Source organism: Endozoicomonas euniceicola (assembly GCF_025562755.1).
GTDB lineage: Bacteria > Pseudomonadota > Gammaproteobacteria > Pseudomonadales > Endozoicomonadaceae > Endozoicomonas_A > Endozoicomonas_A euniceicola.
Genome location: NZ_CP103300.1, coordinates 6,197,650 through 6,220,717, shown reverse-complemented (window position 1 = coordinate 6,220,717; position 23,068 = coordinate 6,197,650). Strand labels below are relative to the sequence as shown.

At 47.7% G+C, this 23,068-nt stretch carries 20 protein-coding genes and 4 pseudogenes; 13 read left to right on the top strand and 11 right to left on the bottom strand.

Translation table 11 applies throughout. The features are described from left to right. Positions 1–23 precede the first annotated feature (23 nt). Complete coding sequence (locus tag NX720_RS25470; RefSeq protein WP_262598414.1) at positions 24–1,208, top strand: thiolase family protein; 1,185 nt, start codon at positions 24–26, stop codon at positions 1,206–1,208. 46 nt (positions 1,209–1,254) lie between these two features. Beyond that, positions 1,255–1,533, top strand: a complete 279-nt coding sequence (locus NX720_RS25465; RefSeq protein ID WP_262598413.1) for a peptidylprolyl isomerase — start codon at positions 1,255–1,257, stop codon at positions 1,531–1,533. Positions 1,534–1,540: 7 nt separating this feature from the next. Here the strand turns inward: NX720_RS25465 and NX720_RS25460 are convergent, their stop codons facing one another. The 5 genes from NX720_RS25460 to NX720_RS25440 all read right to left on the bottom strand — a co-directional run bounded on the left by NX720_RS25460 (position 1,541) and on the right by NX720_RS25440 (position 7,610). After that, on the bottom strand, positions 1,541–2,107 hold the full coding sequence (locus NX720_RS25460) for a ProQ/FinO family protein (RefSeq protein WP_262598412.1): 567 nt from the start codon (positions 2,105–2,107) through the stop codon (positions 1,541–1,543). 31 nt (positions 2,108–2,138) lie between these two features. Beyond that, the gene (locus tag NX720_RS25455) at positions 2,139–2,522 is read right to left on the bottom strand and encodes a DUF2237 family protein (RefSeq protein ID WP_262598411.1); all 384 of its coding nucleotides are present in this window, start codon (positions 2,520–2,522) and stop codon (positions 2,139–2,141) included. Between the two features lie 175 nt (positions 2,523–2,697). After that, complete coding sequence (locus NX720_RS25450; protein ID WP_262598410.1) at positions 2,698–5,832, bottom strand: efflux RND transporter permease subunit; 3,135 nt, start codon at positions 5,830–5,832, stop codon at positions 2,698–2,700. Continuing rightward, positions 5,829–6,890 (bottom strand): efflux RND transporter periplasmic adaptor subunit, encoded by a 1,062-nt coding sequence (locus NX720_RS25445; RefSeq protein ID WP_262598408.1) that lies wholly within the window; start codon positions 6,888–6,890, stop codon positions 5,829–5,831. The genes NX720_RS25450 and NX720_RS25445 overlap by 4 nt, the downstream gene beginning before the upstream one ends. 165 nt (positions 6,891–7,055) lie before the next feature. Beyond that, entirely contained in the window at positions 7,056–7,610 is a 555-nt protein-coding gene (locus NX720_RS25440; RefSeq protein WP_262598407.1) for a hypothetical protein, read from the bottom strand. 128 nt (positions 7,611–7,738) lie between these two features. Here NX720_RS25440 and NX720_RS25435 point away from each other — a divergent pair, with 128 nt between their 5' ends. Together NX720_RS25435 and NX720_RS27410 are read left to right on the top strand one after the other, a co-directional pair. Beyond that, a complete protein-coding gene (locus NX720_RS25435; RefSeq protein WP_262598406.1) occupies positions 7,739–7,918 on the top strand; it encodes a hypothetical protein in 180 nt (59 codons plus the stop codon). Then, on the top strand, positions 7,875–8,168 hold the full coding sequence (locus NX720_RS27410) for an ISAzo13-like element transposase-related protein (RefSeq protein ID WP_404831119.1): 294 nt from the start codon (positions 7,875–7,877) through the stop codon (positions 8,166–8,168). Before NX720_RS25435 ends, NX720_RS27410 begins: the two co-directional genes overlap by 44 nt. Before the next feature lie 63 nt (positions 8,169–8,231). Here the strand turns inward: NX720_RS27410 and NX720_RS25430 are convergent, their stop codons facing one another. From NX720_RS25430 to NX720_RS25420, 4 genes are all read right to left on the bottom strand, one after another. Next, positions 8,232–8,825, bottom strand: coding sequence for a hypothetical protein (locus tag NX720_RS25430; RefSeq protein ID WP_262598405.1), 594 nt, complete (start codon positions 8,823–8,825; stop codon positions 8,232–8,234). A gap of 411 nt (positions 8,826–9,236) precedes the next feature. Then, on the bottom strand, positions 9,237–10,799 hold the full coding sequence (locus NX720_RS25425) for a hypothetical protein (protein ID WP_262598404.1): 1,563 nt from the start codon (positions 10,797–10,799) through the stop codon (positions 9,237–9,239). 202 nt (positions 10,800–11,001) lie between these two features. Further along, positions 11,002–11,076 (bottom strand): hypothetical protein, encoded by a 75-nt coding sequence (locus tag NX720_RS27405; RefSeq protein ID WP_404831118.1) that lies wholly within the window; start codon positions 11,074–11,076, stop codon positions 11,002–11,004. Between the two features lies 1 nt (position 11,077). Next, positions 11,078–11,347, bottom strand: coding sequence for a hypothetical protein (locus NX720_RS25420; protein ID WP_262598403.1), 270 nt, complete (start codon positions 11,345–11,347; stop codon positions 11,078–11,080). Between the two features lie 121 nt (positions 11,348–11,468). Here NX720_RS25420 and NX720_RS27400 point away from each other — a divergent pair. The 8 genes and pseudogenes from NX720_RS27400 to NX720_RS25400 form a co-directional block, all read left to right on the top strand. After that, positions 11,469–11,708: pseudogene (locus tag NX720_RS27400) on the top strand (C2H2-type zinc finger protein); the annotation flags it as partial. 636 nt (positions 11,709–12,344) lie between these two features. After that, a complete protein-coding gene (locus tag NX720_RS25415) occupies positions 12,345–13,343 on the top strand; it encodes an SET domain-containing protein-lysine N-methyltransferase (RefSeq protein ID WP_262598402.1) in 999 nt (332 codons plus the stop codon). A gap of 335 nt (positions 13,344–13,678) precedes the next feature. Beyond that, a pseudogene (locus NX720_RS27395) lies at positions 13,679–14,002 on the top strand (C2H2-type zinc finger protein); the annotation flags it as partial. A gap of 498 nt (positions 14,003–14,500) precedes the next feature. After that, positions 14,501–15,499 carry an SET domain-containing protein gene (locus NX720_RS25410; protein WP_262598401.1) on the top strand — a complete coding sequence of 333 codons (999 nt, stop codon included), beginning with the start codon at positions 14,501–14,503 and terminating at the stop codon, positions 15,497–15,499. 335 nt (positions 15,500–15,834) lie between these two features. Beyond that, positions 15,835–15,990, top strand: a pseudogene (locus tag NX720_RS27390) (C2H2-type zinc finger protein); the annotation flags it as partial. Between the two features lie 579 nt (positions 15,991–16,569). Beyond that, the gene (locus NX720_RS25405) at positions 16,570–17,568 is read left to right on the top strand and encodes an SET domain-containing protein (protein ID WP_262598400.1); all 999 of its coding nucleotides are present in this window, start codon (positions 16,570–16,572) and stop codon (positions 17,566–17,568) included. Positions 17,569–17,902: 334 nt separating this feature from the next. Then, a pseudogene (locus tag NX720_RS27385) lies at positions 17,903–17,974 on the top strand (C2H2-type zinc finger protein); the annotation flags it as partial. Positions 17,975–18,805: 831 nt separating this feature from the next. Then, entirely contained in the window at positions 18,806–19,792 is a 987-nt protein-coding gene (locus NX720_RS25400; protein WP_262598399.1) for an SET domain-containing protein-lysine N-methyltransferase, read from the top strand. A 383-nt stretch (positions 19,793–20,175) separates the two neighbouring features. On the opposite strand, the gene NX720_RS27380 is transcribed toward NX720_RS25400, so the two are convergent. Next, positions 20,176–20,442 carry an RING finger domain-containing protein gene (locus NX720_RS27380; protein WP_404831117.1) on the bottom strand — a complete coding sequence of 89 codons (267 nt, stop codon included), beginning with the start codon at positions 20,440–20,442 and terminating at the stop codon, positions 20,176–20,178. Between the two features lie 709 nt (positions 20,443–21,151). Between NX720_RS27380 and NX720_RS25395 the strand changes: the two genes are divergently transcribed. Continuing rightward, positions 21,152–21,796, top strand: coding sequence for a DUF3313 domain-containing protein (locus tag NX720_RS25395; protein ID WP_262598397.1), 645 nt, complete (start codon positions 21,152–21,154; stop codon positions 21,794–21,796). Positions 21,797–21,885: 89 nt separating this feature from the next. Here NX720_RS25395 and NX720_RS25390 read toward each other — a convergent pair whose 3' ends face one another. After that, positions 21,886–22,929 (bottom strand): phospholipase A, encoded by a 1,044-nt coding sequence (locus tag NX720_RS25390; RefSeq protein ID WP_262598396.1) that lies wholly within the window; start codon positions 22,927–22,929, stop codon positions 21,886–21,888. Positions 22,930–23,068 lie beyond the last annotated feature (139 nt).

Below are 23,068 nucleotides of genomic sequence, written 5' to 3'. Positions count from 1 at the left end.
CAATCCTTTTGAGAAGGTGTCTTATGTCCCGGTCAGATAACATCGTCATTGTTAATTGCGCCAGAACGCCCATGGGCAGTTTTCAGGGTTCCCTGTCAGGACTGTCTGCCCCGGAACTTGGGCTGGAGGCTGTACGTGCCAGCCTTGCGCGCAGCGGGGTTGATGGTCGCCATGTTTCAGAACTGATTATGGGTTGTGTTTTATCCGCCGGGGTAGGGCAGGCGCCTGCCCGGCAGGTTTGTCGGGGCGCAGGTTTGCCCGATTCAATCCCCTGTACAACCGTTGATAAAGTCTGTGGTTCCGGCATGAAGGCCGTGATGACGGGGTGTGCGCAACTGCTAACAGGGGAGTCTGATATAGTGGTGGCGGGTGGAATGGAAAGCATGTCCAACGCCCCCTATCTTCAGAAAAAAGTCCGGCAGGGGCTAAGAATCGGACACGCCGACCTTCAGGACTCCATGTTTACCGATGGGCTTGAAGACGCTTATGACAGGCAGTTGATGGGCGTCTTTGCGGAACAGACGGCGATTCGCTTCAAGGTGAGCCGGGAAGCCATGGATGATTTCGCCATTGAATCACTGGAAAGGGCGCAGCAGGCCATAGCTAACGACTGGTTTACCAATGAAATTACGCCCGTTGACGCAGGAAAAGCTGGTCTGGTGAAGGTGGATGAACAACCCGGAAAAGCCCGGGTCGACAAGATTCGAAAACTTCGGCCCGCCTTTGCGGCTGAGGGTTCTGTTACTGCCGCAAATTCCAGCTCAATCTCTGACGGTGCCGCCGCTTTAATTTTGATGCGAGAGTCAGACGCATTGGCCCGGGGGCTTCAGCCCGTGGCAAGAATTCATGGGTTTACCAGTCATGCCCGTATCCCAGCCGAGTTCACTATTGCCCCGGTAACTGCCATTGAGCAACTGCTGGGCAAGGTGGGCTGGTCTGCCGACCAGGTGGACCTGTTTGAAATCAATGAAGCCTTTGCCGTGGTCACTCTGGTGGCTATGCAGAAGCTGGGTTTGCCCCACAGTAAGGTCAATGTCTTTGGCGGAGCCTGTGCGCTGGGACATCCACTGGGAGCCAGCGGCGCACGTATTATGGTCACCCTCATCAATGCCTTACAGCAACGGGGTGGCAAGCGGGGGGTCGCTTCGCTGTGTATTGGCGGTGGAGAAGCCACTGCGATTGCGCTGGAGTTGATTCATTCGTCGTAATGCGCATAATCAGCGTCTAATTTTTTATTGATAAGTGAGATGTCACATGGCAGTCGCCAGTGCAAGACATATTCTGGTAAAAACCAGAGAAGAGGCTGAAAAGCTCAAGAAACAGCTGGACAAAGGGGCTGACTTTGCCCAGCTGGCAAAGAAGCACTCTACCTGTCCGTCAGGTAAAAAGGGTGGCGACCTGGGCGAGTTCCGCCCTGGTCAGATGGTCAGGGCTTTTGACGATGTGGTGTTCAAAAAAGAGGTGCTGAAAATTCATGGGCCAGTGAAAACCAGTTTTGGTTTTCACCTGATCCAGACCATTTACAGAAACTGATTCTGATTTATAAGGCAGTAGCGTCAGTGATTTCGCAGGCTTTGGATTGCTCAGACGACTGTTCAGGAGCCTGTGAACCCAGGGCGACCAACCGTAACTGACCCACATGAGTGCGCTGTTGTTTCCGGCGCTGCTTTTCCGAACGCATAAACAACGTGATTTCAGCGTTAACCGCTTCTTTCAGCTTTACCTTGCCCGCCGTTTTGCCATCCAGGTCGATGCGGCTACGTCCGGGCTTGATGGACATCAGGTAACGTTCCTGAGACGTAAACAGTTTTAATGCACTTTTAATGATGGGCAGAGGGAACTCGCCGGTCTGTTTCATTTCATTATGAATGCCGACTTTCAGTGGTCTGGGTGAAGACACCCGAAAGGCTTCCGGCCACCGTTCACGAACCATTCTCAGAGCTTCTGATTTAGATACTTCTTCAGGGTTTTGAGGGGGTTGACTGGTATCAGTTGAGGCGTTTTGCGCTTCCATGTGGGTTTCTCTGCTGACTGACTGGCTCAGAGTGGTATTGTCCGGCTCTGATAAGGATTCGTTCAGGTTTTCAGTTGTACATTCGTACTGCATTGTCTGTTTCTGTTTGACGTTAAATAAGATGCTAGTGAATATCAATGGCACAGGATTTCAGATCCTGTAATGAGGTGACTTCCAGAGCCTGCTCATGGGTAGACTTTAAATACACCGGGGGTGCCAGACCCGCGTCAAAAGCCTGCTTCCAGCGCATGGCGCACAGACACCAGCGGTCGCCTGCCTGAAGTCCGGGGAAATCAAACTCCGGTTTCGGTGTAATCAGGTCATTGCCCTGCAACAGGGAATATTCCAGAAAGTCTTTGGTCATACGGGCGCAGACCAGATGTAATCCAGGATCGTTTTTGGTGGCATGACAATAGCCGTCCCGAAAAACACCGGTGGTGGGATTGAAACAGCAGGGCTGCAATGGTTCCCCAAGTACATTCTTCTGATCGCTGGTTTCCGCTTTCATAACCGTATCCCCTTGGTAACGGCCACACTATAGCCTGACCGTCGTCGAAACAGAATGCTTCAGGGCATTTTTCTGGTGACTATTTTCTGATTATGGAGTGACGTAGGTTGGAGTTATCGAAAATTTGCGTACCTCCCCCAACAGGACGGTAGGGGAGGGTATCAAAGGGACAGGGCTAGTTTACAGAAGCAGCAGACACTGATCCTGTTACTTTTTTCATTACTCGTTCCCGCACCGTTTGCAACAGTACGTAGATAACCGGTACAACCAGCATTCCGAGGAAGGTCGCGGATACCATACCGCCACAGGCTGCCCAGCCGATAGACTGTTGGGCTGCGTAACCGGCGCCGGTAGAGAACATCAGTGGGAACAGGCCGAAGACAAAGCTCAGGGCTGTCATCATCACCGCACGGAAACGCATCCGGGTGGCGGTGACGGCAGCGTCAACAATCCCGTAACCTTCTTCTTCCCGCAGTTTTTTAGCGAACTCCACAATCAGGATGGCATTACGTGCTGACATGCCCACCAGTAGCACCATGGCAATCTGCACATAAAGGTTCACGTCCGTACCCATCAGGAAGACGATACCCAGTGTACCCAGCGCAGCGGTAGGTACCGACAGAATGATACAGAGGGCGATCACCCAGGATTCATACTGCGCGACCAGCAGCAGATAGGTAAACAGAATGGCGAGAGCGAAAGCGATAACCGCTGAGTTACCGGCGGCCAGCTCCTGTTTGGTCAGACCGGCCCATTCAATTTCATAACCCGCCGGCAGTGCCTCTGCGGCTTCTTCCACCGCTTTGATGGCGTCACCGGAGGAGTAGCCCGGTGCCGGGTAGCCATTAATGTTAACTGCCTGGTTAAGGTTGAACTGTTGCAGAACCTGGGGGCCAAACACGACGGTCGGTGTAACAATACTGCTGATATTGATCAACTCACCATGCTGGTTGCGAACGGTCAGAACATTGAGGTCTTCAATATACTTCCGGGTTGTCTGTTCCGCCTGAACGAACACAAAGAAGTTACGACCGTTCATGTTGAACTTACCGGAATACGCTCCTGCAAACTGCGCCTGAATGGTATTGAATACCTGATCCATTTGCAGCCCCATCATCTTGATTTTCTCGCGGTCGATTTCAAGCTTGATATTCGGGGTGTTGGCGGTAAACGTGGTGTAGGCGCCTACCACCCGCAGGTCCGCGTTGATCTTTTCGATAAAGGCATAGGACGCTTCAGCCAGTTCCACCGGATCACGGGCCTGAGTGTCTTTGAACATCAGGTCAAAACCCGCCACCAGACCCAGCTCAGGAATAGCCGGAGGTGGGAATACCATACCAAACACCTTATCTTCCGCGTCCAGAATCCCCTGGGTTTGTCCCAGTACCGACCACAGGCTCAAAGCCTCAATACCCTGACGCTTTTCGTAGTCGTCCAGGGTGATCAGCATCAGGCCAGCGTTAGGGCCGGTAGAGTTGGTGATCAGGTTAAAGCCTGCCACGGTTACCACGGATTTTATGCCTTCAATGCCGCGCATCTGGTCAGACAGAGTTTCCAGCGCACTGTCAGTACGGTGCAAAGCGGAACCGTCAGGCAGCATCACTACGGCGAACAGGGTGCCTTTGTCTTCATCGGGAAGAAAACCGGTGGAGGTCTGGTTGCCCAGCAGCCAGATACTGCCAAACAGACCGAGAATCAGCGCCGCCGACATAAACAGACGGCGGCCAAAGAAGCTGACCAGGTGTCCGAAGCCGTCACGGGTCTGGTTAACGCCTTTGTCGAATACCCGGTACAACCAGATTTTCTTGCTTTCGCCCTGCTTCATCAGCAGCATGCACAGAACCGGCGTCAGCACCAGGGCGACCACTGTTGACACGACCACCGCCGCAGAAATAGCGATACCAAACTGGCCGTAAAGAATCCCGGTCATGCCCGGCATGAACAAGGTTGGGCCAAACACCGACAGCAGTACCAGCATAGAGGCGATGATCGGGCCGGTCACTTCTTCCATGGACTTCAGAACCGCATCCCGGACGGACAGGCTAGGATCGTCTTCCCACAGGCGCTCGACGTTCTCGATAACGATGATGGCAGCGTCCACCACGATACCGATAGCCAGGATCAGGCCAAACATGGAGACAATGTTGATGGTCATGCCGGAGGCCAGCATGATGGCAAAGGTGGTGATCAGCGATACCGGAATACTGGCGATGGTAATCAGGGTAACCCGCCAGCTTTGCAGGAACAGCATGGTGATCAGTGTCACCAGTATCAAAGCGTCGCGCAGCGTTTTGAAGATATCGTTGATGGCCGCTTCTACGAACACGGTGCCGTCGTAAGGGATTTCGATAGCAAGCCCGTCAGGCCGTGGTGTGTTCGCCAGGAACTCCTTGGCAGCCTTACCCACTTCCATGGCGTTAGAGGTGGGGGAGCGATACATGAAGACCGTCGTCGCTGCCTGGTTGTTGTAGTAGGAGTTGGCCATGTACTGCACAGAGCCCAGCTCAACCCTGGCGACGTCTTTTATCTTGATGATGCCGGTGGAGTCAGCGCGGATAATAACGTTCGCGAAGTCTTCGGGCTCTTGCAGCGCGCTGTCGACCTTGAAGGTATATTCCCAGGAGTTGTCGCCTTCGCTGGGGGAAAGACCGGCGCGCCCGGCAGCCAGAATCTGGTTCTGTTCTAACAGGGCGGCCTGAACTTCATCCACCGTCATGGACAGGGCGTTCATTTTCTGAGGGTCCAGCCAGATGCGCATGGAGTAGTTCTTTTCACCCAGAACCATGACCCTGGATACGCCGGAGATTCGTTGCAGTCCTTCCTTCAGGCTCATGGACGTCCAGTTGGACAGTTCGATATCATCCATACGACCACTGTCGTCACGTACCGAAAAGGCCATCAACATCCCCGACGACACTTTTTCCACCGTAACACCATAACGGCGTGCGCCTTCCGGCAGGTTGGATACGGTTTTATTGACCCGGTTCTGCACCAGGGTCACGGCCCGGTCAGCGTCCAGCCCGATTTCAAACTGGATTTCAAGGCCGTAGGAACCATCGTTGCCGATGTTGGACTTCATGTAAGTCATGCCTTCCACGCCGTTGACCTCTTTCTCGATCAAAGTGGCCACAGACTTCTGCATAACATCCGTCGAGCCACCATCCATGGTGACGTAAACCATAACGGTGGGAGGAGCCACGTTGGGGTACTGGCCGACCGGCAGCACTTTCAGGGCAATGGCACCAACGATGGTCATGAACAGGGCGACGACAATCGCAAAGTTCGGTCGGTTAATGAAAAAGCGACTCATCCTTCACCACCCTCTACCAGGTTTGCTTTCACTTCCTGTCCCGGGTAGAGCTTGATGGTGCCACTGACGACCACCAGGTCATCCTTCTGCAATCCGTTAACCAGTTCACTGGTTTCATATTTACCCAGTGATTGCACCCGTTTCTGCTCCAGAATGCCGTTGTTAGCGACATAAACATATTGCCCCTGGCGGTCGCTCAGAACAGACGACTGAGGCACAGTGATATTGCCTTCACCATTGTTATTGCTGAGGGTGACTTTGCCGAAGTGTCCGTCCAGCAACTGTCCCTCATTGTTAAACCGGTAGCGAACCCTGAGGGTACTCTTGGTAGGATCAATGGCACCGTCAATGGCAAACAGCTGACCGGACTGGCTGTAGTTGGCACTGTCAACGCTCAGATGTGCTGACAGCGTATCAACGGCTTGCAGAAAACGGTCATTGCTGGGCAGTTCAACAATGGCATCAATTTTTTCGTCATTGATGATGTCGCACACATGTGAGCCTTCCGTCACGTGTTGCCCCTCATCCAGATACAGGTTGATAACTTTACCGGCAGCTTTCGCCCGGATTCTGGTACGTTCCAGTGCCAGGGCGGCTCGTTGCTCATTGACTTCGGCCAGCTCTTTGCTGGCTGTTGCCTTGATAAACTGGGTTTCTACCTGCTCAAACCGGGACTGGGACATGCCCCCGCTTTTGTAAAGCTTACTGGACCGTTTCAGTTCGTTTTGCGCTTCACGATAATTGGCTTTTGCCAGGTCGAGGTTGGCTTCACTCTCTCTATGGTTTAGCTGGTAATCGCGGTCATCCAGTTGAACGATCACATCCCCAATGCTGACGTTCTGTCCGTTGCGTACCATTTTCTCAACGACAGCCCCTGAGGTCTGCGAAATAAGCGTAATCCGCTGCGCAGCCGTCAGTGATGTGCTGTAAGTTTTTTGCTGGAAAATGGGGCGGTATTCTGCCTTGATCACAGAAACATCCGTTGTTGCGGCGCTTACCGCTGGCAGTGCGCATATTGGCAGAGCGCACAGCAGTGCAACCATTCTGGCCTTAGACATAAACTTCCTTATGATATTTGTGTAAGCAAAGGTAAAGCAGTCGGTAAATAATACAGGGCTTTTTTTACTGAATATTGACCTGTATCTATTTACTGCTGGAAAATCAGATAGTTGGAAAGAAAATTGCGTGCTTACAGCTTGTGCTGCCTAAATAGCAATCACTGATTAATGTTTTTGCATTTCCTTTGCTGGCAGGAACATCATAGGTGTCAGCACCTGATTGGGTTTGATGGTTTTAGCGGCTTGTAATCTTTTCAGCTGATCAATGTCTCTGAAGTACCCCTGTTTAAGGCGACTGATATCACGAATCTCCCAGTTGCTGTTGGCTCCCGTCACCCTGCTTCCGCCCTGAATGCGCCCGGTACTGATGAGTACCGGCAGAAACAGGCTGACATTGGCATGAAGTAGCAGACTCTGGTTATCACGCTCCCGGCAGATGACCTTCACGGACTGTCGACCAGGAGCCAGTAATGTCACTAGCTTTATTTCCGGAGTGTCCGGGCATAAGGGCAGCTTTATACGCTTTGGGGGGGACTCGACACTGACTTTAAAATAAGAGGCTTCCAGAGAGTCAGCCAGCTCTTTCGCACGGGCATTCAAAAACAGTGTTGAGGCATGAACAGCCTGGGAGGAAAAGCTTTCCGATCTGCAATTGCCTGCCAGTAACAGTGACACCGACAAAAGGAAGAGTAGTCGAAAAGAGCGGGTAACAGACGGCATGACCCTTTCTGCATATTGACCGGTAGATGGTCAGTATAGTAGCAGAGAATCTTCGATATAAGGGGAGTGGCATATCAAACTTTACCGGAGTATCTTTCCTGCTCCCTCTGTGATTGATTGTACATATCATGTCCAGCGTTAATGTCACCTCTGAATGCAAACACCTCATTATCTACGCAGACAACGGACCTGAAAGTAACAGCCACCGAACCCAGTTTCTTTTCAGAATGGTTGAGTTTGCCAAAAAAGCGGGGCTGAAGACGGCTGGTTTACTACCCTCCCTGCCACAGCAAATACAATCCGATTGAACGAGGCTGGTCTTATCTCGAAAAACATTGGAATGGGAGCCTTCTGAACACAGTAACGTCTGTTTTGGAGTGGACAAAGACAATGGTATGGAAATGCATGAACCCGATAGTGAAGCTACTTGATCAACCGTATCAAAAAGGTGTGAGACTGAGTAAACAAGAATTAGCTGAAATACAGCCTCACATCATTCGCCACCCTGAGTTAAAGAAATGGGGTGTGACAATTGTTCCGGAGCCGGTAAATTATTGATTATCGCTCCCCTCAGTGGTTGAAAATAGCTGCACAATTCATAGTCAGAAGCTGGGGCTGGTATTACATATCGGGTATCACATTGAATACTCCCCATTTACCACCAATCATGTCTGAATATTCTCTCATGAATAGTCCATACATATGCTGTATAAAACTGGACTCATCGGAGTACTGGAATAAACCTTGATTGGCATCAAACATTTGCAGGGTCTGATTTTCATATCTTATGGCCACTAAATGACCGTTACCAACAGGTGGCAAAAAACACAATAATGTATAACCGGACCTGTTTAATAGCTGGGTAATCATTTCTGGTGGAATGGGTCCTGATCCTAGGGCTCCTCCACGAGCCTTCAGGTTCTGACTTTGGAGCAAGGAAAGAATATAGGGAAGTACAGCGTTTCCTTTGCTACAACCAGGTATACTCCTTGCCCCGCATGCTCCCTGTACGATTGCCATCAAATGTTCCGGGCCAAGCTCGGCAGCACTTAGAATGCCTCTGTCATTGGAGGCAATACTTTTTTTCAACCATATCACCGTAGTAGCCGCACATAATCCCACCGTCCTCCCCAATCTTACAGAGGGTTTAATATACGCACGGCCACCACTCCATACTCCATACCAGCGAACACGCGCAGAATGTGTGTTGGTCATTGTGAAAATTTTGGTTACCACTGTGAATTACCTCGCAGAAAAGCCGTCTTAATCAACTCCGACAGGCTCCTGGCGTTGCCGGAAAAAGGGAAAAAAGTACTTGAGAGCCTGAAGGTCCTATTGACGGTCAGACTGCTCAGGGGAAAACGCCAGTGGGTGTGACCCGCATTAATCATTTTCTTATGCAAACATCAACTCTGTACTATCAATCTTAATTTAACTGATAATTATTATCTTTATAAAATTATGACTCTTTGCCTGACCGGTTTTATTGCATATTCGTGCTTATTTATACGACTCTGGAATTGTAAAAACAGTTTTCCCGACTGTCACTCCACATCGTGTCAGCCAAAAATGCAGGCATTGCGATAGGCATGCTGATACAAGGGAGTTACAGAGTGGATGCTCTGACTATCCGTAACGGTCTGTCTGTCTGCGGGCAAAGTCCATAAGCTTGTTTTTCCATTCTGCCAGTCGCTGTTTGTCCTGTGTTTTAGCTTGTTTAGATAGCTCAGCGAGCTTTTCCCTGAACTGTTCATTTTTAGCTTTAATCGATGCGTCCAGCTCCTGCGTTAAGGTTGCCATCTTTTTTTTCCAGACTTTTTTGGTTATAGATGCCGATGTGTCTTTGTATTTTTGATTTTGTAATACGTTGTAACTTGATTCCAATGCCTCTATGGTGTGCTTGTGTTCCTGCTTTTCGGTGGCGATCTGCTCACGGGTGTCTGAACCGATTAAGGATACCTCATCAGCCAGTTGCTCAAACTCCCCCAGAATGTCTTCAACACAATGGCCTTGCCGGATTTCTCTGAAGGTCATTGATATCAGGTCAAGCAACGCTTTTTGCGCTTCAGCCTCGACAGGAACTTTGCTGGCAGCTGCCAGTGTACGCTCCATCATAGTCAGGCTGTTGAGTTCGGTCTCTGAAGCGCTTTCAATCATTGGTACGCACTGAAGAATTTCCTGAAAAATGGTCAGCATATGTGCGCAACATTCCTGGGAAGCCAGCCCCTGAGTCCTGCATGCCTGGAAATCTTTGACAAGGTTTCTGAATCGATTTATCAAGTCATGTTTGCCGGTATATTGATCATCGCTCTTGGCTATTTTCAAAATGTTAACCAGCAGATCCGCGAACTGATCAACGATCATGCTACTGGCCTGTAGATCGTCACCCGATCCAAAGTCGATATTTTGATCGTCCCGTTTGATAGCCCCTAAATTGACAAACCGCCCGGGCAGGCTGGATGGACTCATCAAAATGGTTCTGATATTGTGCGCAATGCATTCAAAGGGGGTTCTGGGGCTAAAATCCAGATACCCCCCACCAAGTTTCCGCTGTTTTAACTCATGGGGTATATGGCGATTAAAAAAACTTCCCATGATGCCCATCTGTCTGACTATCCTGAATCGCTTATTTGTATCTTCATGCTGTCTGGACTTCTCCGGGCTGTCCGGCAATGGTGCTGCTGTACATTCATATAACGTCGTGACCATTGGTTTGAGTGCTTTAGTTGCCACCTGGCCGAGTGATTTTTCCCTGATGGCGCGATGAATATCTTCAGGATTGAGAGGGTTGGTGTATTCGCCTGATGGACATGGCGCAATAGAGTGTTTCGATGATTGAGGTTGCAAATCCGGCGGTAGCTTATTTCTCAGGCTTGTTGTTGATTTTGATCGTCTTATTGTTATGCGCGACGGTATGTTTCGTTTCACAGGGACTGGAGCGATTACTTCAGAGTCCTCAGTCGTCGTTGTATGGTCAAGGCCTGATGTCGAGCGAGAGAGTTGACGAGCATTAATCAAGAAACCTTTAGGGCTCTCTTGCTGAGGGGATTCCTGACTACGTAAGCCCGTTGTTTGATGAGTATCTTTTTTCTTTTCAACGTTATCTGGTTGTTGCTCGTGGTATTCTGTAACGATTGATTCAGGAGACGTTATCAGTATTCGTGGTATTCCAAATTGAGAAGCATCCATGCCAAAGGTTCCTTAAATTAACGATTCCCTTTTGACAACAGCTGTTATCGTTTTACTGCCTGAATCACTAACCAGAGTGTTAGTGGTAATAACATCTTTGCCATAAAAAAAAGCGGTCATGCGCTCAGTGAAAGGCCGCTTTTTTGTTCAGGGCTGTTTATGGCTAGTTAAATGAAGAGTTAAATGAAGCGTTAAATGAACGTCACATAAACAGGATCAGGTGCGGCATACCAACCATGAAGGAGCCCATTATCGGGATGGAGGTACGCTTGACCAGATCAAACGGTGATACTTTGGCGATACCGGAACAGGCGATGACGACCCACCTGTGTCACACCAATCTCGAAGGCGGCTGGAGACGCGCACAGAGCAGCGTTGAATATAGTAGCAGAGAATTTTCGATATAAGACGAAGGTTTGACGATAAGTGACGTGCATTGGCATGCTGATACAAGGGAGTTGCAGAGTGGATGTTCTGACAAGGGTTCTGAATCGATTTATCAAGTCATGTTTACTGGTGTATTGATCATCGCTTTTGGCTATTTTCATATTGGAGAAGACTTTTCCGGGCTCACTGCCGCAATCCCGTCTATCATTGAATGTTACTTATACAGCTTGAAGTGAAAGGATTAACTCTGTGTTTTTTGTGCCGCACACAGGAGTATCAAGCATGCCGGATTTCATCTGTAATGAGTGTGGGAAAGCTCTCGCAAATGCGAACTCTCTCAGAGTTCATAAGCGAACCCACAGTAGTGAGCAGCGTTTTCAGTGCGAGATATGTAAAAAGGGTTTTTCTCGTTCCGATAGTTTCGCTGAACATATGCGTACCCATACCGGTGAAAAACCTTTTCAATGTGATGTATGCGGCAATACTTTTGGAAATAGAAGAACCCTGTCTCGGCACATGCTAATCCATACCGGTGAAAAACCTTTTTCATGCCCTATATGCAGCAAGGTTTTTAGAGCTCAGGGAACCCTGTCCTGGCACATGCTAGTCCATACCGGTGAACGTCCTCATAAGTGTCTGCCATGCGGTACTTCTTTTTCTCTATTAGGCAATCTTAGCAAACATAACAAGAGCGTTCATAACGAAAACGCACCCTTTCAGTGTGAAACATGCGGTTATCGTTTTAGTCGACAGTTCTATCTTTCCAGACACCACCGCCAGGCAGGACACCCATCCGGATCAACAACCCAGTCCACCACTGTGCATACGCACACGGAACCAGAGGGAGAGGTAACCGTAACAACCCAAACCCAAGAATCGCCAAACAATAAGACAATCATAAGCACCGTCAAATCCCCGCTAGGAACTGCCTATGTAGTCACTGAATGCAGATCTACAAACATCACAACAACGGCAACACAGGGATCAGGACTAGTGACTGCGAATACTTATCCAAACGTTCCGGATTCTGGCCAGGGATCAGGACTAGTGACCGCGAATACTTATCCAAACGTTCCGGATTCTGGCCCTGAAAGAATTTTTGTAGATGAGTCAGGCCCTGAACTATCGGGGGGTTACCTCCCGTCAGGTTCCCAACCTGTGAACAGAGCCCGTCCCAGTGATCCCCCTGATGTGACCAATGTACAAACATCGCCTGTTGGTAAAAGAGTTGACATACCAAATGTCCGTAAAAGGGTCTGTCTTGGGGGTTCCGCCCCAAGCGAGCCACCCAAAAAAATTAAAGTTGAAGTTATTGATGAAGATTCCTGGAGTGAAAGCAGTGTAGCTCGACCAGGTCCATCTTCTTCTTTTACTGATTCCGATGTAAGCGGGAGTTCTGATAAAGAGCCTCACCTCGATTCATCTGGTGAGGTTGTGTTAGTGAAATCAGAGCTGAAGACCGGTGTTTTATCCAGGCAGCACCGCTTCGATAACAGAGCACCGATTTGGCATGCAGAGCCATCTGTAAAAAAGGAAATTGATGAGGCTCCTCGAAAGAAACGATCAAAAATGGATTTTGATAGTATTGGGGTCCCTAAAAATAAAAAAATAAGGAATGAAATAAATGCCGCTATTGATCAATATAAAAAGCTGAATGTTGATGATAGAGAGTCCTACCTTAATGCAAGGATGAGAATAAATAAGAATGACGGTTCGGTTTTCCCAGGGCTTAAAGGCCAGAATGAAGTTATTGCAGCAAAAAATATTCAACAGTGGGAGGTTCTGGGGCATTATGCGGGTGAACGGCTGTCTGACAACACTTATGCACAGGGCGCGCAGGCGGCAGGCGCATCATTGCGAAAAATTGATTCCTATAGCTATGGTCTCAGTTCACGCAGTTCAAATGAGTTTATATCAGGTTTCAGGCAGGGAAATATCACCACTTGTATAAACAGTTGCACGACCTATGATGGAACTGACAGGTCTTTGCCAGAAAAAAATGTCTCTTTTATTGACCATTATCATAAAGAGGATAACGTCACTATCCCCTTTGTTATTGCTTTAAAGCCTATCAAGGCGGGAGATGTCATCTGGATAGATTATGGTAAAGAATATTGGGATGTAATGAATAGCCCCATAGAGGTTGACTCCGATTAAAGCCGTTGAGCCGGTTGTGTAATGGTATGATTTTAGCCGCGTTGAATATAGTAGCAGAGAATTTTCGATATAAGACGAAGGTTTGACGATAAGTGACGTGCATTGGCATGCTGATACAAGGGAGTTGCAGAGTGGATGTTCTGACAAGGGTTCTGAATCGATTTATCAAGCCATGTTTACCGGTGTATTGATCATCGCTTTTGGCTATTTTCATATTGGAGAAGACTTTTCCGGGCTCACTGCCGTAATCCTGTCTATCATTAAATGTTACTTATACAGCTTGAAGTGAAAGAATTAACTCTGTGTTTTTTGTGCCGCACACAGGAGTATCAAGCATGCCAGATTTCATCTGTAATGAGTGTAGGAAAGCTTTCTCAAATGCGAACTCTCTCAGAGTTCATAAGCGAATTCACAGTGATGAGCCGCTTTTTCAGTGCGAAGTATGTAAAAGGGTTTTTTCCCGTTCCGATATTCTCACCGAACATATGCGTACCCATACCGGTGAAAAACCTTTTAAATGTGATGTATGCAGCTGGGCTTTTGCAGTTAAAGGAAACCTGACTCAGCACATGCTAATCCATACCGGTGAAAAACCTTTTCAATGTGATGTATGCAGCAAGGTTTTTAGATCTCAGGGAACCCTGAATCGGCACATGCTAGTCCATACCGGTGAACGTTCTCATAAGTGTCTGCCATGCGGTGTTTCTTTTGCTGTATTAGGCAATCTTAAAAGACATAACAATAGCATTCATAACGAAAACGCACCCTTTCAGTGTGAAACATGCGGTTGTCGTTTTAGTCGACAGTTCTATCTCTCCAGACACCACCGCCAGGCAGGACACCCATCCGGATCAACAACCCAGTCCACCACTGTGCATACGCACACGGAACCAGAAGGAGTGGTAACCGTAACAACCCAAGCCCAAGAATCGCCAAACAATAAGACAATCATAAGCACCGTCAAATCCCCGCTAGGAACTGCCTATGTAGTCACTGAATGCAGATCTACAAACATCACAACAACGGTAACGCAGGGATCAGGACTAGTGACCGCGAATACTTATCCAAACGTTCCGGGTTCTGGCCCTGAAAGAATTTTTGTAGATGAGTCAGGCCCTGAACTATCGGGGGGGGACCTCCCGTCAGGTTCCCAACCTGTGAACAGAGCCCGTCCCAGTGGTACCCCTGATGTGACCAATGTGCAAACATCGCCTGTTGGTAGAAGAGTTGACATACCAAATGTCCGTAAAAGGGTCTGTCTTGGGGGTTCCGCCCCAAGCGAGCCACCCAAAAAAATTAAAGTTGAAGTTATTGATGAAGATTCCTGGAGTGAAAGCAGTGTAGCTCGACCAGGTCCATCTTCTTCTTTTACTGATTCCGATGTAAGCGGGAGTTCTGATAAAGAGCCTCACCTCGATTCATCTGGTGAGGTTGTGTTAGTGAAATCAGAGCTGAAGACCGGTGTTTTATCCCGGCAGCACCGTTTCGATAACAGAGCACCGATTTGGCATGCAGAGCCATGTGTAAAAAAGGAAATTGATGAGGCTCCTCGAAAGAAACGATCAAAAATGGATTTTGATAGTATTGGGGTCCCTAAAAATAAAAAAATAAGGAATGAAATAAATGCCGCTATTGATCAATATAAAAAGCTGAATGTTGATGATAGAGAGTCCTACCTTAATGCAAGGATGAGAATAAATAAGAATGACGGTTCGGTTTTCCCAGGGCTTAAAGGCCAGAATGAAGTTATTGCAGCAAAAAATATTCAACAGTGGGAGGTTCTGGGGCATTATGCGGGTGAACGGCTGTCTGACAACACTTATGCACAGGGCGCGCGGGCGGCAGGCGCATCATTGCGAAAAATTGATTCCTATAGTTATGGTCTCAGTTCACGCAGTTCAAATGAGTTTATATCAGGTTTCAGGCAGGGAAATATCACCACTTGTATAAACAGTTGCACGACCTATGACGGAACTGATAGGTCTTTGCCAGAAAAAAATGTCTCTTTTATTGACCATTATCATAAAGAGGATAACGTCGTTATCCCCTTTGTTATTGCTTTAAAGCCTATCAAGGCGGGAGATGTCATCTGGATAGATTATGGTAAAGAATACTGGGATGTAATGAATAGCCCCATAGAGGTTGACTCTGATTAAAGCCGTTGAGCCGGTTGTGTAATGGTATGATTTTAGCAGCGTTGAATATAGTAGCAGAGAATTTTTGATATAAGACGAAGGTTTGACGATAAGTGACGTGCATTGGCATGCTGATACAAGGGAGTTGCAGAGTGGATGTTCTGACAAGGGTTCTGAATCGATTTATCAAGTCATGTTTACCGGTGTGTTGATCATCGCTTTTGACTATTTTCATATTGGAGAAGACTTTTCCGGGCTCACTGCCGCAATCCTGTCTATCATTGAATGTTACTTATACAGCTTGAAGTGAAAGGATTAACTCTGTGTTTTTTGTGCCGCACACAGGAGTATCAAGCATGCCGGATTTCATCTGTAATGAGTGTGGGAAAGCTTTCTCACATGCGAACAATCTCAAAACTCATAAGCGAATTCACAGTGATAACCCGCTTTTTCAGTGCGAAGTATGTAAAAGGGTTTTTTCCCGTTCCGATCTTCTCACCGAACATATGCGTACCCATACTGGAGAAAGACCTTTTAAATGTGATGTATGCAGCTGGGCTTTTGCAGTTAAAGGAAACCTGGCTAAGCACATGCTAGTCCATACCGGTGAACGCCCTTATAAGTGTCTGCCATGCGGTATTTCTTTTGCTCAATTAAGCAATATTAAAAGACATAACATGAGCGTTCATAACGAAAACGCACCCTTGCAGTGTGAAATATGCGGTTGTCGTTTTAGTCGACAGAGCTATCTCTCCAGGCACCGCCAGGCAGGACACCCATCCGGATCAACAACCCAGTCCACCACTGTGCATACGCACACGGAACCAGAAGGAGTGGTAACCGTAACAACCCAAGCCCAAGAATCGCCAAACAATAAGACAATCATAAGCACCGTCAAATCCCCGCTAGGAACTGCCTATGTAGTCACTGAATGCAGATCTACAAACATCACAACAACGGTAACACAGGGATCAGGACTAGTGACCGCGAATACTTATCCAAACGTTCCGGATTCTGGCCCTGAAAGAATTTTTGTAGGTGAGTCAGGCCCTGAACTATCGGGGGGTTACCTCCCGTCAGGTTCCCAACCTGTGAACAGAGCCCGTCCCAGTGGTGCCCCTGATGTGACCAATGTGCAAACATCGCCTGTTGGTAAAAGAGTTGACATACCAAATGTCCGTAAAAGGATCTGTCTTGGGGGTTCCGCCCCAAGCGAGCCACCCAAAAAAATTAAAGTTGAAGTTATTGATGAAGATTCCTGGAGTGAAAGCAGTGTAGCTCGACCAGGTCCATCTTCTTCTTTTACTGATTCCGATGTAAGCGGGAGTTCTGATAAAGAGCCTCACCTCGATTCATCTGGTGAGGTTGTGTTAGTGAAATCAGAGCTGAAGACCGGTGTTTTATCCCGGCAGCACCGTTTCGATAACAGAGCACCGATTTGGCATGCAGAGCCATGTGTAAAAAAGGAAATTGATGAGGCTCCTCGAAAGAAACGATCAAAAATGGATTTTGATAGTATTGGGGTTCCTAAAAATAAAAAAATAAGGAATGAAATAAATGCCGCTATTGATCAATATAAAAAGCTGAATGTTGATGATAGAGAGTCCTACCTTAATGCAAGGATGAGAATAAATAAGAATGACGGTTCGGTTTTCCCAGGGCTTAAAGGCCAGAATGAAGTTATTGCAGCAAAAAATATTCAACAGTGGGAGGTTCTGGGGCATTATGCGGGTGTACGGCTGTCTGACAACACTTATGCACAGGGCGCGCAGGCGGCAGGCGCATCATTGCGAAAAATTGATTCCTATAGCTATGGTCTCAGTTCACGCAGTTCAAATGAGTTTATATCAGGTTTCAGGCAGGGAAATATCACCACTTGTATAAACAGTTGCACGACCTATGACGGAACTGACAGGTCTTTGCCAGAAAAAAATGTCTCTTTTATTGACCATTATCATAAAGAGGATAACGTCGTTATCCCCTTTGTTATTGCTTTAAAGCCTATCAAGGCGGGAGATGTCATCTGGATAGATTATGGTAAAGAATATTGGGATGTAATGAATAGCCCCATAGAGGTTGACTCCGATTAAAGCCGTTGAGCCGGTTGTGTAATGGTATGATTTTAGCAGCGTTGAGTATAGTAGCAGAGAATTTTGATGTAAGACGAAGGTTTGACGATAAGTGACGTGCATTGGCATGCTGATACAGGGGAGTTGCAGAGTGGGTGTTCTGACAAGGGTTCTGAATCGATTTATCAAGTCATGTTTACCGGTGTATTGATCATCGCTTTTGGCTATTTTTATATTGGAGAAGACTTTTCCGGGCTCACTGCCGCAATCCTGTCTATCATTGAATGTTACTTATACAGCTTGAAGTGAAAGGATTAACTCTGTGTTTTTTGTGCCGCACACAGGAGTATCAAGCATGCCGGATTTCATCTGTAATGAGTGTGGGAAAGCTTTCTCAACTGCGTACAATCTCAAAACTCATAAGCGAATTCACAGTGATGACCCGCTTTTTCAGTGCGAAGTATGTAAAAGGGTTCTTACTCGTTCCGATCTTCTCACCGAACATATGCGTACCCATACCGGTGAAAAACCTTTTCGATGTGATGTATGCAGCAGGGCTTTTGCAGCTAAAGGAAACCTGACTCAGCACATGCTAATCCATACCGGTGAAAAACCTTTTCAATGTGATGTATGCAGCAAGGCTTTTGCAGCTAAAGGAAACCTGACTCAGCACATGTTAATCCATACCGGTGAAAAACGTTTTCCATGTTCTGTATGCAGCTGGGTTTTTGCAGCTAAAGGAAACCTGGCTAAGCACATGCTAGTCCATACCGGTGAACGCCCTTATGAGTGTCTGCCATGCGGTACTTCTTTTACTCAATCAGGCAATCTTAAAAGACATAACAAGAACGTTCATAACGAAAACGCACCCTTGCAGTGTGAAACATGCGGTTGTCGTTTTAGTCGACAGAGCTATCTCTCCAGGCACTGCGAGGCAGGACACCCATCCGGATCAACAACCCATTCCACCACTGTGCATACGCACACGGAACCAGAGGGAGTGGTAACCGTAACAACCCAAACCCAAGTATCGCCAAACAATAAGACAATCATAAGCACCGTCAAATCCCTGGTAGGAACTGCCTATGTAGTCACTGAATGCAGACCTTCAACCATCACAACAACGGTAACACAGGGATCAGGACTAGTGACCGCGAATACTTATCCAAACGTTCCGGATTCTGGCCCTGAAAGAATTTTTGTAGATGAGTCAGGCCCTGAACTATCGGGGGGTTACCTCCCGTCAGGTTCCCAACCTGTGAACAGAGCCCGTCCCAGTGGTGCCCCTGATGTGACCAATGTGCAAACATCGTCTGTTGGTAAAAGAGTTGACATACCAAATGTCCGTAAAAGGATCTGTCTTGGGGGTTCCGCCCCAAGCGAGCCACCCAAAAAAATTAAAGTTGAAGTTATTGATGAAGATTCCTGGAGTGAAAGCAGTGTAGCTCGACCAGGTCCATCTTCTTCTTTTACTGATTCCGATGTAAGCGGGAGTTCTGATAAAGAGCCTCACCTCGATTCATCTGGTGAGGTTGTGTTAGTGAAATCAGAGCTGAAGACCGGTGTTTTATCCCGGCAGCACCGTTTCGATAACAGAGCACCGATCTGGCATGCAGAGCCATCTGTAAAAAAGGAAATTGATGAGGCTCCTCGAAAGAAACGATCAAAAATGGATTTTGATAGTATTGGGGTCCCTAAAAATAAAAAAATAAGGAGTGAAATAAATGCCGCTATTGATCAATATAAAAAGCTGAATGTTGATGATAGAGAGTCCTACCTTAATGCAAGGATGAGAATAAATAAGAATGACGGTTCGGTTTTCCCAGGGCTTAAAGGCCAGAATGAAGTTATTGCAGCAAAAAATATTCAACAGTGGGAGGTTCTGGGGCATTATGCGGGTGAACGGCTGTCTGACAACACTTATGCACAGGGCGCACAGGCGGCAGGCGCATCATTGCGAAAAATTGATTCCTATAGCTATGGTCTCAAAAATGAGTTTATATCAGGTTTCAGGCAGGGAAATATCACCACTTGTATAAACAGTTGCACTACCTATGACGGAACTGACAGGTGTTTGCCAGAACAAAATGCCTCTTTTATTGACCATTATCATAAAGAGGATAACGTCACTATCCCCTTTGTTATTGCTTTAAAGCCTATCAAGGCGGGAGATGTCATCTGGATAGATTATGGTAAAGAATATTGGGATGTAATGAATAACCCCATAGAGATTGACTCCGATTAAAGCCGTTGAGGCCGGTTGTAACTCTCTGCTTCCAGTTTTGAAACTTGCTCACTCAAACGAGTAAGCCGCTCCTGTTGCTCGTTCACAGCAGTAAAGAGAGCGACGATAATCTGGAATTCGGGAGCGGGTTGACTCATGACGTGTAGACGCCTGAAAACTGTCTTTCAAAATGGCACGAAATCACAAAAATTCCAGTCTTTCGTTTAGGGGCTGAATAGTTACCTTCTTACAGCATTTTTCACGTCAGGCCACCAGGAACCTTTCGAGCCCCTGAGCCACATTCTGAAAGAGCTAACTTATGCCGACACAGCGGATAAACCGGAATAGCTTCTACCCTGGCAAGTGAAGGTATCTCAAGAATTAAGCTGACCCGTCAGAGCAAGCTATAACGCTGATATTCTTACTGTATGGGCCCACTCGCGCGTAAGCATTTTCCGACAATGCGGGCAAGGAAATTCTTGGCCGACCACTGATATACTTAACTTGCGAAGACATTCAGAGTGGAATTTAGTATTGCAGCATGGAGTAAATGAATGTTCTCCAGTACTAAAACTATTAAAACAAATAGGACATTCATTACCAGGATCTCGCACCAGGTCACCCGGGTCAAGATCGGTAACTGTACCGGAATCTTGAGAGACCGTTGTCATGGTTATCGGGGATGTATCACTTTGAAGTGTTGCGAGAATTGCAGTACCTTCGGAGGAGGTCGTCGCGAATACGCTAAGTTCATAACCACTTAAGGCTTCTATATGTCGAGTTTGTGCTATTCCTGAAGAAGCTCGTATTCCTGAAGAAGCTCGTTCTTGGGAAGTACTCCTAGAAGGCGCCCTGGAAGTACCCCAGGAAGCATTCCCGGAAGGCATAGCTACAGACATAAAAGAAGGCGGATCTGAAGGTACAAACGTATGATCCAACATATGCATAGTCAAGGATCTGGCGTTAGGGAAAGGCATGCGGCACACATTACAAGTAAAACTCTTACGAGGGGTATTAGGCATAAGTATCAAACCTCTCTGACTGTGAGTATGTAAGCGGTTGGGGTCCACCATAATCTCAAAGGCGGCTGGAGACGCACACAGGGCAGCGGCGGAAGCACGGCTCAGGCCAATGCTGCGCAGTATCGGGTACAGAGTACAGAGTACAGAGTAACTCACCATTGGTAAATGTGCAGGAAAAGCCAGAAGTGTCCGGATCGGGATGCTGGTAAATGCTGATCTGGATGTAAAAATGCGCAGGGGCGGTTAATGGGTAAATACTGCAGTTCTGACTGCTTGAGGAGATATGCGGGATTTGCCATCATAGGCACAAAGTAACAGCCATAGAGGCAATAACATGGTCAGGATGGGAAGTCTGTTGATGATTTTGTCAGTTATTATACTGGCGGGTTGTGGAAGTCGTCCGGGAATTAAGAATCACAGCGGCTTTCTGAGCCGTTACCAGAAACTGGAATTATTACCTTCTGGTGAAAAAGAGCAGTTTCTCGGTTTTACCGCCAGTGAGTCGAAACTGGCTAAATATGATCGCCTGATTGTCAACCCTGTAACCATTCATGTTTCTGATGAGATATTGCAGAAATGGCAGGTAAACCCCGAGCGTTATAAAAAACTGCAAAGCTACTTTACCAATCAGCTCAACTACCGGATGGGCAAGCACTATGAACTGACGGTCACTCCCGGTGAGCGCACCCTGCGTATGCGGGTGGCCATTACCGGCGCGGAAACCGACCTGAAGCCATTAAAACCCTATCAGATCCTGCCCTGGGCGCTGGTCATTAATGGCGTGGGCGAGCTGACGGGAGAACGGGATAAAATGCTGAACATCTATCAAGAAGGTGAGCTGGTTGACAGTGTCACCGGCAAACAGGTTGCGGCTCTGGTGGGCGGTGTGCAGGCTGGCCCTATTGATATTGCTGATTTGCGCACGATGCCTGCCGAAGAAATGAAACCGCTGGTGGATAACTGGATGGATGCTTTTTGTCGTAATTTTCCTAACTGTGAATAAATCGCTGTCCGCTGTCCGCTGTCCGCTGTCCGCTGTCCGTTGGAAGTGCGGGCGGCGGACAACGGAAGACGGACAGCGATATAGCCCCCTCAAAGCCAGTCCGTCAACATAACCCCCACACTGAAACGGTTAGAGCTGACGTTATAATCGATCAGGCTTTCGCCATAGCCGTTAAAGTACTGCACATACCCCCGGAAGCGATTGGTTAGCGGGAAGGACCAGTCAAGCTGGATAGCGCCTTTATTGTCAGAGCGCAGGTTGTTGCGCACCATGGCGGTGATGTTATGCCGGTTAAACTTGTAGCCGAAGTAAAGCTCGCCGTTGCCCATGTATTTTTCGATGTCCGGGTTGTCGTCGCCTTCTGAGTTGGGGTTGTCGTCTTCTTTTTTATCTTCAGGAAAGCGATACCAGGGCCTGAAGCCCATATAGAACTGGTCTTTTTCCAGCAGAAAACTCAGATAAGCCCGGTTCCAGCTTCTTGAGAGATAATTGCTGCGACCATTGGATTGATGACTGAAGCCAAAGCCCACGGCTTTTAATTGCATACCAAACAGTGGGTACTCTGTGGGAAATAGCATAAACACTTCCGGTTCGTGATTGGTTTCCCGGAACGGCGCAGACTCTTTACTGTTATAGGCCTGCCACCAGGAGGTGTTGGTATAGGCGGCGTACAGTGTGCCATAGCCATTGAAAACCCCTTCCCAGACGGGGGCTTTGAGGCTTATCTGGAACTTGATCTCGGTATTGTCAATATCGGGAACCCGTGCGTTATAGGGTTCATAGGGTTTTGGGTTGGTTGAGGAAACATAAGACACGGGCAGAATATAATTCGGCTTGTGTGGCGTGATCACGAACCGGTTGTTGGTGACCGATTTTTCACTGGCGATCCTCTTGTCAACGGAACTTGTTTTATCTGCGGGGGGCTGCTGGCCGGTAATCACCACGTCAAACGATTCCTGTTGTAATGCTTCACACTGTGACCGGACTTCAGACAGCGTCATGCTGGCATCCCCTTTCATGGCAAACCTGAGCAGGCATTGCTCAAGGGATTCGCCGTAGCTGTTCAATGCAGATAATGACAGGGGAGGCAGTAAAAAATAGGACAGACGATGTTTGTTTTTTCTTGATCTCATTGCTACTGACCCATCGCAGCTATGGTTTATGATGTTGTCGAGCTAGTGAAACTCTACAGCCTTTTAGCAGAACCTTCCAGATATCCATTTTCAAATGCCCGTTTATACAACAGTGTCGATATATATGCAGGATTTGGTA

What these genes read in the sequence shown, in the direction of transcription:
- NX720_RS25450 (WP_262598410.1), bottom strand. Translation starts at nt 5,832, where the DNA reads ATGAGTCGCTTTTTCATTAACCGACCGAACTTTGCGATTGTCGTCGCC.
- NX720_RS25425 (WP_262598404.1), bottom strand. Translation starts at nt 10,799, where the DNA reads ATGGATGCTTCTCAATTTGGAATACCACGAATACTGATAACGTCTCCT.
- NX720_RS25465 (WP_262598413.1), top strand. Translation starts at nt 1,255, where the DNA reads ATGGCAGTCGCCAGTGCAAGACATATTCTGGTAAAAACCAGAGAAGAG.
- NX720_RS25420 (WP_262598403.1), bottom strand. Translation starts at nt 11,347, where the DNA reads ATGAAAATAGCCAAAAGCGATGATCAATACACCAGTAAACATGACTTG.
- NX720_RS25470 (WP_262598414.1), top strand. Translation starts at nt 24, where the DNA reads ATGTCCCGGTCAGATAACATCGTCATTGTTAATTGCGCCAGAACGCCC.
- NX720_RS25460 (WP_262598412.1), bottom strand. Translation starts at nt 2,107, where the DNA reads ATGCAGTACGAATGTACAACTGAAAACCTGAACGAATCCTTATCAGAG.
- NX720_RS25390 (WP_262598396.1), bottom strand. Translation starts at nt 22,929, where the DNA reads ATGAGATCAAGAAAAAACAAACATCGTCTGTCCTATTTTTTACTGCCT.
- NX720_RS25455 (WP_262598411.1), bottom strand. Translation starts at nt 2,522, where the DNA reads ATGAAAGCGGAAACCAGCGATCAGAAGAATGTACTTGGGGAACCATTG.
- NX720_RS27380 (WP_404831117.1), bottom strand. Translation starts at nt 20,442, where the DNA reads ATGACAACGGTCTCTCAAGATTCCGGTACAGTTACCGATCTTGACCCG.
- NX720_RS25395 (WP_262598397.1), top strand. Translation starts at nt 21,152, where the DNA reads ATGATTTTGTCAGTTATTATACTGGCGGGTTGTGGAAGTCGTCCGGGA.
- NX720_RS25445 (WP_262598408.1), bottom strand. Translation starts at nt 6,890, where the DNA reads ATGTCTAAGGCCAGAATGGTTGCACTGCTGTGCGCTCTGCCAATATGC.
- NX720_RS25430 (WP_262598405.1), bottom strand. Translation starts at nt 8,825, where the DNA reads ATGACCAACACACATTCTGCGCGTGTTCGCTGGTATGGAGTATGGAGT.
- NX720_RS25440 (WP_262598407.1), bottom strand. Translation starts at nt 7,610, where the DNA reads ATGCCGTCTGTTACCCGCTCTTTTCGACTACTCTTCCTTTTGTCGGTG.
- NX720_RS25435 (WP_262598406.1), top strand. Translation starts at nt 7,739, where the DNA reads ATGTCCAGCGTTAATGTCACCTCTGAATGCAAACACCTCATTATCTAC.